A 14,724-nucleotide genomic window follows, 5' to 3' on the forward strand; every position below is an offset into this window, starting at 1 on the left:
GTCCCCCATGACCAAGGACAGCCCCGTCGTCGCCACGGCGGAGGCCTCCCGAGGGCCGCTTCAGGTCGCCCGCCGCCAGCAACTGCTGGCGGCCCTGCAACGCGACGGCTCGATGCGCGTCTCTGACCTGTCGAACGTGCTTGGCGCCGCGCCGGTCACCATCCGGCGCGACATCGCGGAGCTCGCCGCCGACGGGTTGGTTCGTCGGGTCCACGGTGGGGTCGCCCTGATCCTGCCGGACGACGTCCCGGCAGCCGACGAGCCACCCGCCGCAGGTCAGGACCCACTGGTCGGGCGCGCCCTCGGCATGCTCGTGCCCTCCTTGGACTACTACTGGCCGGACGTGGCTCGCGGCGTCGAATCGGCCGCCCGCGAGCTCGACATGCGTGTGGTTCTGCGCGGCTCCTCCTACGACAGTGAGGACGACCAGCCGCAACTGGCCCGGCTGGTGGAGCGGATGGGCGTCGACGCGCTGATCATCGCGCCGAGCATGGCGGCACCGACCGCCGAGCGCACCATCGAGTGGCTCGACCAGGTCGGCGTCCCGGTCGTCCTGCTGGAACGCACCGCCACGGTAGGCAGCCACCACGCCGTCATGGAGTCGGTGGTCACCGACCACGCGCTCGGTGCGGCCATGGCGGTGCGCCACCTCACGTCGCTCGGACACCGCAAGGTCGGCCTGGTGCTCGACGCCAACAGCCCCACCAGCCAGCACGTGCGGCGCGGCTGGCTCGACGCCACGACCGAGTGCGGCCTCGACTCGGACGCGACGGTGGTGGCTGTGGTACCCGACGCCCGGTCACCCGAGCGGGACACCGTGCTCAACGGCATCCTCGACCAGTGCCAGGCGACCGGGACGACGGCGCTGCTGGTGCACGCCGACGCCGAGGCGATCGCGCTGGTGCAGCACTGCGAGGAGCGACACCTGTCCGTTCCCGGCGACCTCTCCATCGTGGCGTACGACGACGAGGTCGCCGGGCTCTTCAGCCCGCCGCTGACCGCGGTCCGACCGCCGCGACGCTCGATCGGACGAGCCGCCGTGCGTCTCGTCGCCGACCGGCTCGCCGACCCCGACCGCCCCACCCACCGGATCGTCATCAGCCCGTCGCTGCGGATCCGGGGGTCGACCGCGCCGCCACCCGCGTAGGCGGTCTCCTCCCGGACCGGGACGGCCGCCGGTCAGGGACCAGCCGGGCAGCGGGCAACCGGCCTCCACATCAGACGTGGTGCTGCCGCATCCTGCCGACGAGCACGCGCACCTCCACCGGATGCGGATACGTGAGCGCATCGCTACCATGGGTCAGCAACCCAGAGGGAAGGGGTCGTGCCCGCGTGCGAAGTCCCGTCAACGGAACCCCGTCGGCGTCTGCGCCGGAGCGGTCCGCGCCGCCTGCGGCCGGCCGGCTGCGCAGGCTCGCCCGGCGGCTGGTGCTGATCGCGGCCGCCGTCGGGGCCGGTTTCGTCGTGGCCGCCCTGTTTCAGGGGCCGGCCGCCGCCGACGGGATGCGCAGCGGCTCCGGTGACGAGCCTCATCGGAGGATCGGCGGTCTGGTCGAGTCGGTCGCGCGGCTCGCGGTCGCCGACCGCCCCAGCCAGGACCGTCACAGAGCAGCGACCGCCGACGACAGCCGCCAGGACAAATCCCGTGCCCCGCTGGCAGGGCCCATCGCTGGCGTCGTCACTCCCCGCGAGAAGGCACCCTCGACGGAGCCTCGACGGCCGACGAGCGCTCCGCCCGTGTCCGTGCCGCTGCACCGGGTTGGCGCATCCGTCGCACCCCGCGCGGCGGAGCGCGAACGGCTCCGACCGGCCTCCGTGGCCCGCGCGGCTCATCGTTCGCGGTTGGACCTGTCGCGGCCGTCCACCGATCCACCGCGACAGCCGGCCACCGCCGTCCCCGACGCGTCGGCGGTGCACGCTCCGGCCGATTCGCCAGTGGTCGGCCTGGTCACCGCCCCTCTGCCGTACGTCGTCGACATCGTGAGCACGGTGCCGATCAGGCCCGTCGTCATGGCGCTCCTCCGCGTGGCCGATGCCGTTCTACCACCCGCTCTCTGCCCGGTGATCGTTCCGGGGACGGCACCCGCACTGCCCGTTCCCCCAGCACTCGGGCCGACCGCCGTGCCGGTGACCGAGCCGGCTCCCGTACCGACAGTGCCGACGCCACCGGCAGGTCCGGCGCTGGCCTCCGTACGCGTCGCAGTGCCGTCGACCCCAGCCGCGCCACCGCCGATGTCCGTCGTCGGCACCACGCGGTCCACGGCCCAGACGAGGCACCTCGCCGCACGCCCGGCACCGGTGGCCGCGCGGGGTGTGCTTCCTGGTGAGCCGGTCGCGCCCGCCGACCAGGACGCCGCCGGTGTCGACAATGGATCGACGCCCGGTCCGGGGCTGGTCCGGCCGCTCGACCGGCAGTCGCACCTCGGTGCCGGGCAACCCTGCGATCTCGTGCCGTTTCTGGTCGAGAGCCAAACCCCTTCTGCGATCGCCCGCCCTGGCTGAGGCGGGTCGACCGACCCCGGTGGCCGGTCCACGTGGCCTGTTCCACCCGCTGGTCGGTCGATCAGTGCCCGCGCCCGTCCCCCGCGACGGTGCGGCGGGCCGACGCCTACTCGTCTGTAGCGCACGACCGCACTGACCAACCGTGGATGTTCCGGGATCAGTGGCCGTCGTGACGCGTACCTGAGATCGGAGAAGACGTGGTGATCCACGTTGTCATCGCCGAGGACATGGGTTTGCTCCGCGGGGCGCTCTGCGCCGCGCTGTCACGTGAGGAGGACATGGAGGTGGTCGCCGACGTCGAGGGTGTCGGCGAACTGTTGACGGTGGTCCGGCGGTGTCGACCACAGGTGGTGGTGCTGGCACTGACACCGGAGCTGCCCGACCCGGTGGAGGTGGTCGCCCGGATCGACGTCGAGGCGCCGCACGCCGCCGTGCTGGCGATGAGCCCACGGTGGAGCCCGGCGCTGGTCGAGGCGGCGCTGGCAGCCGGCGCGCGGGGCCTGGTCGGGAAGGACAGCTCGCTGGCCGAGCTGGTGCGGGCGATCCGCGCGCTCGCGGCTGGCGAGCGGGCGATCGACCCGGCCGCGGCCGTGGCAGCGCTGAGTCCACCGGAGATGCCGTTGACGCCCCGGGAGATGGACGTACTGCGGATGGCGGCCGAAGGTCTGCCGCTGAAGGAGATCGCGGTCCGCCTTTACCTGGCACACGGGACGGTGCGCAATCACCTGTCGGTGATTCTGCGTAAGACCGGGGCTCGCAACCGGTTGGAGGCGGTGTCGCGCGCGAGGCGTAACGGCTGGCTCTAGGGCCTGTTTCATAAGGGCGGTCGAGCCGAGGCGGAGTCCGGGCGGCGATCCGGCAAGGCGCGGTTTCGTCCGGATACCGGTGTCGTATCCGGACGAAACCGCAACGCCGCAGGTCGTCGTCCGGGCCCGCCGCAGGCCGGCCAGTTCTTATGAAACAGGCCCTAGCCGTCGGGGCGGGTCCGGAAACTCCGCCGGACCCGCCCCCGTCGCCGTGCGGCCCCGCCGGGAGCGTGTTTGAATGTTGACGTTGTGTGATCGCCATCGGAGTGCGGGAAGGCTCATCGTGATCCGTACCCTGCTCGCCCTGGACGGCGCCCTGGTTCTGGGCGCGCTGTCGTTCGTCCTCGCCGCCGAGGAGGACATCCGTGTCGTGGCGGAGGTGGATCGCGGCGACGCGGTCTCCGCGGCCGTCCGCGCCCAGCGCCCCGACGTCGTGGTAGCCGACCTCGACTTCGTCGAGGGAGTCGATCCCGACCGCCTCGGCCGGTGCCCCGTCCTGGTGCTGGCCCACCCGCATCGGGCCCGGCGACTGCGAGGCATGTTGTGCCCGACCAGGGCGGTCGGCATCCTGCGCAGTGACGCCGGCCCCCAGCGGGTCATCGACGGGATCCGGCGGCTCGCCCGCCGGGAACCCGTGCTCGACGCGGATCTCGTCGTCGCGGCACTGCACTCGGACGGCCCACTGACCAGCCGCGAGACCGAGGTGTTGAGGCTGACGGCCGCAGGCGCGCCGGTCGCGGAGGTGGCGGCGGCGCTCGGGCTCACCCGAGGCACCGTCCGCAACCATCTCGGTCGGATCACCCGCAAGGTCGGCGCGCGTACCCGGGTGGAGGCCGTGCGGATGGCAGGCGAGGCGGGCTGGATCTGACCGGCACAGTCGGGCGCGGATGTACGGGATTCAGCCCTGACGCGCCGACGCCGCCGGGGATGGCACCACCGAGTCGTCCCAGCAGCCGACGAGCACCCGGTAGGTGGCCGAGCGGACCAACAACTGTTCGTGCGTGCCCACCACTGGCGCGTCGCCGTCGAGGACCAGCACCCGACCGGCCCGCAGCGCGGAACTGATCCGGTGTGCGATCACCACGAGGGTGCCGGGCCGTCGGGCGAAGGCGGCCTCGACTGTCGCTTCCAGCGCCGGGTCCAGGTGACAGGTCGCCTCGTCGAGGACCACCAACGGCGCGGGTGCCAACCAGGCCCGGACCGCCGCGATGAGCTGCCGCTCGCCGGCGGAGAGCAGGGCCGGCGTGACCGGCGCGCCCAGGCCGCCCAGGCGGGTCGCCAGGGGACGCGCGCCGAGCGCGTCGAGGGCGACTTCCAGCGTGTGGTCGTCGGCGTCCGGCCGGAGGTAGCGGAGGTTGTCGGCGAGACTGCCGGTGAAGACGTACGCCTCCTGGGGAACCAGCACCCGCATCCGGGCCAGGGCGGCCGGCTCGATCTCGGCGACAGTCGTGCCGGCCAGGTGGACAGTGCCTGCCTGCGGCGGCACCAGACCGGCTATCAGGGCGGCCAGTGTGGACTTGCCCGCACCGCTGGGGCCCACCACGGCGAGATGGTCCCGGTCGGCCAGTGTCAGTGAGAAGTTCTGCAGGACGGGCCGGGCGTGCGGACCATAGCCGAAGGTCAGTCCCCGCACCTCGACGGCTGGCGGGCGGGCGGTGGGACCGGTGGGCGGTCGGCGGCGGGGCGTCCGGGCGGCGGGGGTCGACGGGCGGGGGTCGTCCGAGACCGGACAGGTGCGCAGGATGTTCTCCAGGGTGACCGCGTAGCGCAGCCCGCCAGCGCCGAGGCCCTGCACCAGGGTGTGCAGGGCGGGTTGCAACCCGGTGGAGACGTAGATCAGCGCTCCCAGCACCGCGCCGGCGGTGAGACCCCGCTCGACCAGCCACGGGGCGGCCACCATCAGCACCAGCAGTGGCAGCCAGCCGCCGATGCCGAGGCTGAGGCTGCGGATCGCCGCCATCCGGGCGAGCATGCGTTCGGCGGCGGCCTGCGCCGACACCCAGCGCGCCACCTCCGTCGTCACGCGTGCCTGGGCGCCGCAGGCCAGCACGTCACGGTGACCTGCCAGCGCGGTCGCCGCGCACTGGCCGAGCTGCTCACCGGCCCGGACGTACGCGCGCTGGTGCGTCACCATCGCCGGCAGCGCGGCGAGGAACACGACCAGACCGGCGACCAGCGGCGCGACCGCCAGCGCCGCCGCCACCGGTGCCAGGGCGAGCAGGCCGAGCACTGCCGCGCCAGCGGAGAAGAGGAAACCGCGGGTCACCATCAGCAGACCGGCGAAGGTGTCGCGGACGATCTCCATCTGGTGGGTCAGCCTGGTCACGGCGACGCTGTCCGGGCGGCCACCCGCCCTGGTGGCGTCGCGCAGCGCGCCCCGAACCACCTGGGCGGCCACCTCGTCGCGGAACGGCTCGACCACGGCGCCGAGGCTCCGGTACGTCCGGCCGGTGGCCGCCGCGCCGACCAGCACGGCCACGGCGAGGACCCCCAACCAGGCCAGGCCGTTGAGGAGACGTCCGGCCAGAAATCCCTCGTCGACGGCGCGGGCGACCAGGTAGCCGGCGAGCAGCGCGGGCAGCGACTCGACGAGCGACCAGCCGCCGAGCCGGGCGAGCTCCCGCCGACGGGCGCGCAGCGCCCGCCAGGTCACCTGGCGTACGCCGGGACGGCTCACGACCCACCGCCGGCCGGCTGGAAGACGGCCCGGTAGTCCGGGTCGGCCCACAGTTGCCGGTGCGGCGCCAGGCCACGTAGCCGTCCGCCGTCCAGCCAGGCGACGAGGTCGGCCGCCGCGGCCGCCGCGGTCCGGTGGGTGACCACCAGTCGGGTACGCCCCCCGGCGCGCCCGAGCACCGCCTCGGTGATCCGGTGTTCGGTAGCGGTGTCGAGGCTGGACGTCGCGTCGTCCAGGATGAGCAGCCGTTCGGCGGCGAACGCGCGGGCGAGGCCGAGGCGTTGGGTCTCGCCCCCGGAGAGCGGTGTGTCCACCAGCGGGGTGCGGTAGCCGCCGGGCAGGCGGTCGATCACGTCGGCGACCGCCGCCATCCGGGCCGCCCGCAGAACCGCCGGCGTGGCCGGGCTCCGATCGGCCGGCGGCGCCGCCGAGTCGGCCGGCAGCGCCAAGCCGATCGCGTCGTGGACGGTCGCGCCGATCAGCACCGGCCGGTCGAAGGCGTAACCGACGGCCCGGCGCAGCGCCGCGTCGTCGAGGTCCCGCAGCGGCACACCGTCCAGTCGCACCTCACCGCCGTCGGGGTCGTACAGCCGACCCGCCACCGCCGCCAGTGTCGACTTGCCGGCACCGGACGCTCCGACGACGGCCACTGTGGCCCCGGCCGGCACGTCCAGGTCGATGCCGTCCAGGATGGGCCGGCCGTCGCCGGCGAGCACGCACACCCCGCGCAGTCGCAGGGCGCCGCGGCCGGGCGGGAGGGGCCGATCGCCTGCCGGTGTGGCGGGCTGCGTCAGCAGCTCGGCGACCCGGTGTGCTCCCGCGCGGCTGCGGACCAGGTGGTTCAGGGTGGCGAGCACTGCACCGAGCCCGGCGCCCAGGGCCGCGTACCGGACCGCGGCGACCAGTTCACCTGGCGTGAGCCAGCCTGCGGTCAGGGCGTACCCGCCGACCGCGATGACGCTCAGGTTCACCAGTGGCGCCACGGCCGAGGTGCGCGCACTCGCCCGGGCCAGCAGTCCCCAGGTGCGTCGGCCGTGCCGGTCCAGCTCCGGTAGGGCCGCCAGCACCCGGTCCTCCTCGCGAGGGGTGGTGCCGGCGGCGGCGATGGTCCGGGCACCGGTCAGCGACTCCAGCAGCCGGCCGGCGATGGTGCCGAGCACCCGTTGGTACCGGGCGGTCGCGGCCGAGGCGTCGGTCACGAAGGCGCGCATGAGGACGGCGAGCAGGCCGAGACCGGCGAGCAGGGTGACCCCGAGGACCGGTTCCATGATGACGAGCGCGACGACGCTGCCGAGCGGTGGGAGCACCGCCACGATGGACAGGACCACGGCGTTGCCGGCCTGCCCCGCGTCGGCGGCCTGGCCGACCAACCGGCCGACGAGATCACCCACCGGGTGCCGGCGGGTGGCGCGGACGTCCACGGCGAACAGGTGACGCAGCAGGCGCCGGCGCAGACCGGCGGTGGCGCGCGCCGCACCGAACCCACTGGCCAGGTCCGTGAGGGTGTCGACGCAGATGAGGACGACGACCAGTGCGCAGGCGGTCACCGCCCACCAGCCGGAGCCGCGGTCGAGGGCGGCGTCGACGGCGCGGCCGAGGACCGCGGGGAGCAGCAGTTCGGCGGCCGCGCCGAGCAGCGCGACCGCCGCGAGTGCGGCGGTCCAGCCGCCGCCCGCCAGGACCGTCTGCCGCAGCAGCCTGTCCCCCACGGCGAACGTCGGCATCGGTCCTCCCGTTGGTACGCGGTTGCCCTGGGTGGGCACGTCTACCCACCCAGGGCCCCACGTGTGCGTGGATCAGTTGCAGGTCGTGACGGAGAGCGAGCTGTCGCCGCAGAGCAGCAGGCTCGCCCGGCTACCGCCACCGGTGCGGTCGGCCGGAGCCATCTCCAGGCCCTGGAGGTCCAGAAGTGCCATGTCGTTCACCTCCCTTCCATCCGTTCGCCGATCAGGTCGCCCCCGCTGTCGCGAGGGAGTCTGTTCGCGCCCGGCAGGGGCGCGAGGAAGGGCAGCGCCGGCGGCTGGTCGTGTTGCGCGCTGGCCAGCGCGTACAGCACGCCGGCGGTGCCGGTGCCGAAGTCCATGGAGAGGCGCAGCAACTGCTCACCGGGGAAGGCGGTCCCGTCCCGGTACGGCAGCGCGTGCCAGGCCAGCCGATCCACCTGCGCGTCGAGTTCGCGGCGGTCGGTGTCGTCGGCCGAGGCGGCGAGGTAGGTGATGATGCCGGCCCGGCCGGCGAAGAGCCCGGACTGTGCGTAGAACGGTGAGCGCGCGGCGCGGCGGACCCCCGCGCTCGCCTCGGCGAACCGGTCGTCGTCCCGGTGGCGCAGGTACTGGTCGAGGACCAGCCCGATGCCGACGCTGCCGTGCGCCAGGTAGGGCATGGTGCGCCAGCCCTCGTTGACCTCCAGGGCACCGTCCGGACGCAGCACGCACCGGCGCAGGTCCTGACGCAGCGCCGTGGCGGCGTGCCCCAACAGCTCGTCGTCGCCGCTGAGCTCGTAGAGCCGCACCAGCATCAGCGCCGGCCCGGTCCGGCCACGCAACAGCCCGGCGTACGGGTTACGTCCGCCGCTGATGTCCGGGCCCGGGTCGTCGGCCAGCTGCCCGATCACCTGCTCGGCCGCCCGCCACGCGGCGTCGTACAGCGACGCCTCCCCGGTCCGCCCGGCCAGTTCGGCCAGGTTGAGCGCGATGCCGGACAGTCCGCTCGCCAGGCTGTGGTCGAGCCCGTCCAGGGGTTCCCGCAGGCAGATGTCGAGAACGTCCAGCGCGTCCTGCCGGCGTCCGAGGTGCTCGAGGGCGTACGCGACGCCGTGCAGCCCGTCGTAGAAGCCGCAGCGGGTGCCGGACGGAGGCGCTGTCGCCCGCCGCACCAGCCAGTCTTCGTGCTCGGGCCACCGACCGGCACCGCTCTTGTCGAGCGCGTACAGCACTCCCGCCGCCCCGTGGGCGAGGTTGAGACCGCCGCTGCGGAACTGTTCGATGTCTCCGGGAAAGAGCCGGTCGTCGCGCTCGGGGGTGGCGCTGGCCACGATCGCCGTCGTCAGCCGCTCGCGCATGGTGCGCCAGTCGTGCGCGCCGAACTCCCCTGCGGGGCCCGCGGTGACCTGCTGACCACCGGTGATCTCCTCGACCGCCGGATCGAGGAAGGACCTCGGCACCGGGAAGTTCGCGGCGATGATGTCGGCGAGGTGGGTCACCTTCGCCGGGGCGAGCCGGACCAGCTGGGTCAGTGGCAGGAACAGCGCCAACCGCAGGCACGCCAGGGCGTACCGGTCGACCGCCGGCCCGGTCCGGTCCCTCGGCGCCGCGAAGCCCTGGTTGCGCAGCCCGGGACGGCGGTGCCCGGCGATCGGGGCGGCCACCTCGAAGTCGACCAGGGCCACACGGTCGTCCGGTCGGATCATGATGTTGAACAGGTGCAGGTCCCCGTAGACCAGGCCGCGCTCGTGGATCGCCGCCACGACGGATTCGACCTGCTCGTACGTCTGGCGGGCCCATCGGGCGTAGGCCGCCCGGTCGCCGTCGGTCGCGTCGGCGTCGATCAGCGGGTACCGGTCGACCAGCACCTTGTTCAGCGGTCGCCCCTCGATGAACTCGAGCGCGAGGAACCGGTGCTCGCCGAGCGCGAACTCGTCGTGCACCCGGGGCACCTGCGGCAGGTCGGCGAGTTGCCGCAGGGCCTGCGCCTCGCGGGCCAGCCGGGCGACGGCGTCGGTGCCGTCGGCGTCCAGGCCGGCGTGCGGTCGGGCCTCCTTCAGCACCACAGCGGTGTCGGTGCGCAGGTCCCTGCCCACGTACAGCCCGCCGCCGTTCGAGAAGTGGATCACCCGCTCGATCCGGTACGGCACCTGGTCTGTGCTGGTGCCGCCGCGGGCGGCCAGGTGCGGGCCGAGGAAGTCGGGCACTGTGACCCAGGACGGTACGTGGAAGACCGGCTCCCGGCGGTCCGGCACCAGCGTGCCGGAGTCGTCCTCGATCGCCGGCACCACCTGGCCGTCGGGAGAGTGGCAGTAGCGGGCGGCGAAGCCGCCGTAGCGCACGTAGACCGGGCCGGCGCCGTAGCGGAGGTCACTGAGGATGTACGGCCCGGGTTCGCCGGTGAGCAGTTCGTCGAGTTCCTTGCAGGCCAGCTCCAGTTCCGCGTCGTCGCGGGGATAGACAGTGACGAACTTGCCGCTGGCGGCCCGGGCGGCGTACTTGGAATTGCGGAGCAGCATCGTGCGCGGCCCGCGCAGGAACTTGAAGGACAGGCCGCGGGGGACGCAGTAGTCCCAGACCGCGTCCAGCACCCGCTCGGCGTTCGCCAGACCCGCCGAGACATGGATCTTCCAGCCCTGCTGCGGCAGCGAGCCGCCGTCGGGCGCGTAGATCAGCCAGTCGTCGAGCGGCTCGCGGCGCCAGCCGGTCGGCATCGGCCGTTCGGCGGCCGGGAAGACGGGTTGTGCGACGGCGCTGCCGAGCGAGTCGTAGAACAGCGGATCCGCGGCGCAGTAGCTGTCGTAGCGTTCGTCCACCGTCCCGCCGCCCCTCGAATCCGGCCGGCTGCTGTTCCGGCGTCGAATCGAGTCTCATCGACGGGACGTGGTGCGCCCCAGTGCGCTTAGTCACGACCTTCGATGTGAGGTGCACAGGTACTCATGACATTAGTCAGGCCCGCACACCGTAGACGGCGGCGCCCATCGGCTTGTCGACTTCCAGGTCCGCTACCGCGGCGACGCGGGCGATCATCATGTACTGCCCGATCACCATCAGGAGTTCGACCACCTCGCGCGGGGAGAGCAACCCGGTCAGTGCGGCGGTGGTGTCGTCGGGCGGGCAGACGTCGCGGACGACTTCGGTGGTGAAACGCAGGACGATCCGCTGGTCCGACGTGAAACAGTCGGTTTCGATCTCGTTGCGCCCGAGGGCGTGGATCATCTCGTCGGTGGCGCCGACGGATCGGGCGATGGGCTCGTGCTGAACCCACTCGTATGTGACGTCGCTCAGTTGGGCGACTCGCAGGATCGCGATTTCGCGGAGCAGCGGGTCGAGGGCCAGGTCCTTGAGTAGCGTGCCGCCCCAGCGCATCCAGGGCGGAAACGCCGTCTCGGCGTGGGCCATGACGCGGAAGAAGTTCAGGGGAAGCGCGGCCTGCAGCGCGTCGCGGACCGGCGCTGGGGCATCGGCGGGGTTCACGTACGGCAGGCGACTCACGTTTTCCCCTTACAAGCGGCAAATCGGGTGTTACGGACCATATCCCGATCCCCGTTGCGCCCGCCGCCGATCTGTTCGGATACCGCTGTTCCGACCACGATGACGTTCGCGAAGCAGGCCACTCACCGGACTGCACCTTGGGTTCCCACAGGCCGGCGCGCACGACCAGCAGCAGATGCGCGCATTGACGCGGGGCTGCGGACAGTCGGCCTACCGGAAGTCGGTCCGGTGGTCATCGCGTGAGGGATGTCAGCATTTCCCGCAGCCAGGCAATCTCCGTGCGGCTGGTGACGGTGGCGATGCGGAACAGTCCCTGACGAAAGGGGTCGTCGGGGAAGTCGTCGGCGCGCAGTGGCCGGTCGCCGTCCCAGAAGAAGCTCGCCGGCTGGGTGAGGAAATTCAGCCGCCGACGCAGTACGGCCCCCTGGGCCGCCGGGTCGTCAAGGTGGCGCAGGAAGGCCAGCAGCGTGAACCAGCGGTTCTCGTCGGTGATGAACAGCTCGTCGGGTGCGCGGAGCTGACGCAGCAACTCCGCCTGCCCGGCCGGGCTCAGGGTCAGCACGTGTCGTGGTGCTGCCATCTGGCCAGCCTGCACGTCGCGGCGCAGCAAGCCCGCACGTTCCATGCGCTTGATCGTCGGATACAGCGTCCCGTCCGCAATCGGCCGGACGTGGCCGGTGAGTGCGGCCACGCGCCTGCGCAGCTCGTAACCGTGCAGCGGGGCGTCGGCCAGGAAGCCCATTATCGCGAACTCCAACACCCTGCTAGGTTACATCGGCCAGGAGATACCTCGAACACGAGGTACCGGTCAGGAGGTATGTGATGCGCGGCGCCCAGGTGCGACCAGATGGCACGACGATCCGCTGGGTGGAACTCCCCGGGACCGAACCCACTCGGATCTACCTGCACGGGCTCGGCGCCTCCTCGCCGGCGTACTACGCGGCGGTGGCCACCAACCCCGTCCTCAGCGGACAGCGCAGCCTGCTGATGGACCTGCTCGGACACGGCATCAGCGACCGGCCGACCGACGCCTCGTACACACTCGAGGAGCACGCCGATCTCCTCGCTGTCGCCCTGTCGGCAGCCGGGGTCAGCGCCGCGCAGGTGATCGCACACAGCATGGGCGGCGCCGTCGCCGTCGTCCTGGCCTCCCGCCACCCGCACCTTGTCTCCGCACTGGTCCTTGTCGACGCCACCCTCGACCCGCAGCCTCCGGGCGAAGGCATCGGCGCCCGCTACACAGAGGAGCAGTTCGTCCACGGCGGCGGCCGGTCCGAGACGCTCACCCGGGTCGGCACGGCCTGGGCGGCGACAATGCGGCTTACCGGCCCGGAGGCGCTCTACCGCACCGCGGCACACCTCGGCCGCGGCACCACCCCCACCGTGCGTGAGCTGCTGGTCGACCTGCCCGTGCCCCGCACATACCTCCATCCGGCCGACAACGAGCCGCGAGGTGCGCGCGCCCTGACCGATGCCGGCGTGCGGGTGGTCGCCGTACCAGAGGCTGGCCACAACATCATGCTGGACAACCCCGACGGCTTCGTCGCGGCCACAGAGGCGGCATTGCGGGCGCGGTGATCCCCAACCAAAGGAGCGGGTGACCGGGCCGGCTCCACGCTGATGCTCGTCGATGTTGCCAAAGCCGATCCAGACGTGTTGGAATGGCTCATATCGCCGCAGCGCGGGGGCAACCGCGCTGGGAACGGCCAGCACGGGAGCAACGCAGCGCCGGCAGCGCGCCGCCTTTGGCGGACGCTCGCCTGGCGGATCGCCGGGCCATCTCCACGACGACGGGCGCCCTGCCGGGCAATCATCCTCGCCCGCCGTAGGTAACCCCCGGCACGTGTCCCCAACGGCTGACGCACTCGACGCCTGACCCGCCGGGGGCGTCCGATTCGGCCTGCCACCACCAGAACCGGCGACGAGGTGAGAAGCAATCATGATTTCCCGAGTGAACTTCGCGGGTTGGTACCGGAACCGCTTCGTGTGGGTGGCGGTGATCCTGCTGGCGGTGTCGGCCGGCACTGTCGTACTGGTCAACCGGGCCGGCCCGGAGGCGGAGCCAGCGGATCTGCAGGCGCAGATCACCGCCCGGATGCGGAGCACGCTCGAACAGGCAGACCCGGGGCAGCACAACCACGCCGGACACAACGTCCAGCAGGCGGCCGCCACGGAGAAGCCGGCAGTGATCTGCGGGGTCCGCGTCTACGGCTACGAGCCGTCGGAGGTCACCGCGCTCGCCGACGTGCAGACGGTCTACGGCTTCCACCTCTGCGGGGTCGCCGAGCAGAAGCGCCCCTGGGACGTGGCGGTCAAGCTGGCCGGTCCCGTGATCATGGACATGTCCACCGAGCCGCCGGGCATCCAGGTGGTCGAGGCGACCGCCGAGGTCATGTTCACCGACCGGGTGCGGCAGATGCTCCCGCCCAAGTACGCGGACCTGGCGCTCAAGGAGGCGCTGACCGAGTCGGAGATGGCCGACCAGCGTCGCCGGTACGACGCCGCAGCCGGCCTCTGACCGTGCCGGGTAGCAGGGAGCGAGGTCGCACCGCGCCCTGATCCGAACCGGGCGGCTGCGGACAGCCCGGTCAGCTCGATCCACATCCGACCAAAGATAGATAACGATTGATATTTGAGTCGATAGATGCAACAGTTGGTTTGGGAGCGTTCCCATTCTGATCTGTAGTCCCGAAGAGCGGAGGATGAACAGTGCGTTCACTCAAGTCCGATCGATCCGGCGGACGATCCCGGTCACCAGTCCGTCGGTCCCTGCGAGCGTTCGTCATGGTGTTCGCCATCGTGGCCGGCATGCTGCCCTTCACCGGGGCCGCCCAGGCCCACGGCACGATCATCAACCCGATGAGTCGCGCCTACCAGTGCTGGAAGACCTGGGGCAACCAGCACATGAACCCCGCCATGCAGCAGCAGGACCCCATGTGTTGGCGGGCCTTCCAGGCCAACCCCGACACCATGTGGAACTGGATGAGCCAGCTGCGGGACGGCCTCGGCGGCCAGTACCAGGCTCGCACCCCGGACGGGCAGCTGTGCAGCAACGCCCTGTCCCGGAACGACAGCGTGAACCAGCCCGGGGCGTGGAAGACGACCACCGTCAGCCGCAACCTCACGGTCCAGCTGTACGACCAGGCCAGCCACGGCGCTGACTACTTCCAGGTCTACGTCACCAAGCAGGGGTTCAACCCGTCCACCCAGAAACTCGGGTGGGGCAACCTCGACCTGATCACGACGACCGGGCGCTACGCACCAGCGCAGAACATCTCGTTCAACGTCTCGCTTCCGTCACGCAGCGGGAACCACATCCTGTTCGTGCTCTGGAGGGCGTCGCACCTGGACCAGACCTACATGTGGTGCAGCGACATCAACGTCACCTGATCGGCAGGACCGACAACTAGGACGCTGATCCGGCTCAGGGCGTTGACGCCCTGAGCCGGATCAGTCTTCCGTCCGCCCAACCAACTGCGGCACGGACTTTCGTACGCCCACCGGCGCCACCACAGGTCATCAATGTGTGGCGGCGATAGGT

General features: G+C 72.0%; 13 protein-coding genes. 7 read left to right on the plus strand and 6 right to left on the minus strand.

Annotated features, from left to right (window positions below):
• Positions 1–7 precede the first annotated feature (7 nt).
• The 4 genes from IW249_RS30540 to IW249_RS30555 all read left to right on the plus strand — a co-directional run bounded on the left by IW249_RS30540 (position 8) and on the right by IW249_RS30555 (position 4,176).
• Positions 8–1,147: a substrate-binding domain-containing protein gene (locus tag IW249_RS30540; protein ID WP_196923947.1), complete on the plus strand. Its 1,140-nt coding sequence runs from the start codon at positions 8–10 to the stop codon at positions 1,145–1,147.
• A gap of 185 nt (positions 1,148–1,332) precedes the next feature.
• Positions 1,333–2,502, plus strand: coding sequence for a hypothetical protein (locus IW249_RS30545; RefSeq protein WP_196923948.1), 1,170 nt, complete (start codon positions 1,333–1,335; stop codon positions 2,500–2,502).
• 197 nt (positions 2,503–2,699) lie between these two features.
• Positions 2,700–3,308, plus strand: coding sequence for a response regulator transcription factor (locus IW249_RS35095; RefSeq protein WP_196923949.1), 609 nt, complete (start codon positions 2,700–2,702; stop codon positions 3,306–3,308).
• A 283-nt stretch (positions 3,309–3,591) separates the two neighbouring features.
• On the plus strand, positions 3,592–4,176 hold the full coding sequence (locus IW249_RS30555) for a response regulator transcription factor (protein ID WP_196923950.1): 585 nt from the start codon (positions 3,592–3,594) through the stop codon (positions 4,174–4,176).
• 30 nt (positions 4,177–4,206) lie between these two features.
• On the opposite strand, the gene IW249_RS30560 is transcribed toward IW249_RS30555, so the two are convergent.
• The 6 genes from IW249_RS30560 to IW249_RS30585 form a co-directional block, all read right to left on the minus strand.
• Entirely contained in the window at positions 4,207–5,985 is a 1,779-nt protein-coding gene (locus IW249_RS30560) for an ATP-binding cassette domain-containing protein (protein WP_196923951.1), read from the minus strand.
• Positions 5,982–7,709 (minus strand): ABC transporter ATP-binding protein, encoded by a 1,728-nt coding sequence (locus IW249_RS30565; RefSeq protein ID WP_196923952.1) that lies wholly within the window; start codon positions 7,707–7,709, stop codon positions 5,982–5,984. Before IW249_RS30565 ends, IW249_RS30560 begins: the two co-directional genes overlap by 4 nt.
• Positions 7,710–7,781: 72 nt before the next feature.
• Positions 7,782–7,901 (minus strand): SapB/AmfS family lanthipeptide, encoded by a 120-nt coding sequence (locus IW249_RS30570; protein WP_013734295.1) that lies wholly within the window; start codon positions 7,899–7,901, stop codon positions 7,782–7,784.
• A 5-nt stretch (positions 7,902–7,906) separates the two neighbouring features.
• Entirely contained in the window at positions 7,907–10,504 is a 2,598-nt protein-coding gene (gene lanKC / locus IW249_RS30575) for a class III lanthionine synthetase LanKC (protein ID WP_196923953.1), read from the minus strand.
• 133 nt (positions 10,505–10,637) lie between these two features.
• Complete coding sequence (locus IW249_RS30580) at positions 10,638–11,183, minus strand: carboxymuconolactone decarboxylase family protein (protein ID WP_196923954.1); 546 nt, start codon at positions 11,181–11,183, stop codon at positions 10,638–10,640.
• Between the two features lie 232 nt (positions 11,184–11,415).
• A complete protein-coding gene (locus tag IW249_RS30585) occupies positions 11,416–11,943 on the minus strand; it encodes a PadR family transcriptional regulator (RefSeq protein ID WP_196923955.1) in 528 nt (175 codons plus the stop codon).
• A gap of 107 nt (positions 11,944–12,050) precedes the next feature.
• Here IW249_RS30585 and IW249_RS30590 point away from each other — a divergent pair, with 107 nt between their 5' ends.
• The 3 genes from IW249_RS30590 to IW249_RS30600 all read left to right on the plus strand — a co-directional run bounded on the left by IW249_RS30590 (position 12,051) and on the right by IW249_RS30600 (position 14,573).
• On the plus strand, positions 12,051–12,761 hold the full coding sequence (locus tag IW249_RS30590; protein ID WP_307788759.1) for an alpha/beta fold hydrolase: 711 nt from the start codon (positions 12,051–12,053) through the stop codon (positions 12,759–12,761).
• A 361-nt stretch (positions 12,762–13,122) separates the two neighbouring features.
• The gene (locus IW249_RS30595) at positions 13,123–13,701 is read left to right on the plus strand and encodes a hypothetical protein (RefSeq protein ID WP_196923957.1); all 579 of its coding nucleotides are present in this window, start codon (positions 13,123–13,125) and stop codon (positions 13,699–13,701) included.
• Positions 13,702–13,967: 266 nt separating this feature from the next.
• On the plus strand, positions 13,968–14,573 hold the full coding sequence (locus tag IW249_RS30600; protein WP_091405127.1) for a lytic polysaccharide monooxygenase auxiliary activity family 9 protein: 606 nt from the start codon (positions 13,968–13,970) through the stop codon (positions 14,571–14,573).
• Positions 14,574–14,724 lie beyond the last annotated feature (151 nt).

Source organism: Micromonospora vinacea, assembly GCF_015751785.1.
GTDB lineage: Bacteria > Actinomycetota > Actinomycetes > Mycobacteriales > Micromonosporaceae > Micromonospora > Micromonospora vinacea.

Bases quoted from the DNA above. Each gene is read 5' to 3' on its own strand.
- IW249_RS30540 (WP_196923947.1), top strand. From the start codon at position 8: ATGACCAAGGACAGCCCCGTCGTCGCCACGGCGGAGGCCTCCCGAGGG.
- IW249_RS30565 (WP_196923952.1), bottom strand. From the start codon at position 7,709: ATGCCGACGTTCGCCGTGGGGGACAGGCTGCTGCGGCAGACGGTCCTG.
- IW249_RS30570 (WP_013734295.1), bottom strand. From the start codon at position 7,901: ATGGCACTTCTGGACCTCCAGGGCCTGGAGATGGCTCCGGCCGACCGC.
- IW249_RS30595 (WP_196923957.1), top strand. From the start codon at position 13,123: ATGATTTCCCGAGTGAACTTCGCGGGTTGGTACCGGAACCGCTTCGTG.
- IW249_RS30600 (WP_091405127.1), top strand. From the start codon at position 13,968: ATGGTGTTCGCCATCGTGGCCGGCATGCTGCCCTTCACCGGGGCCGCC.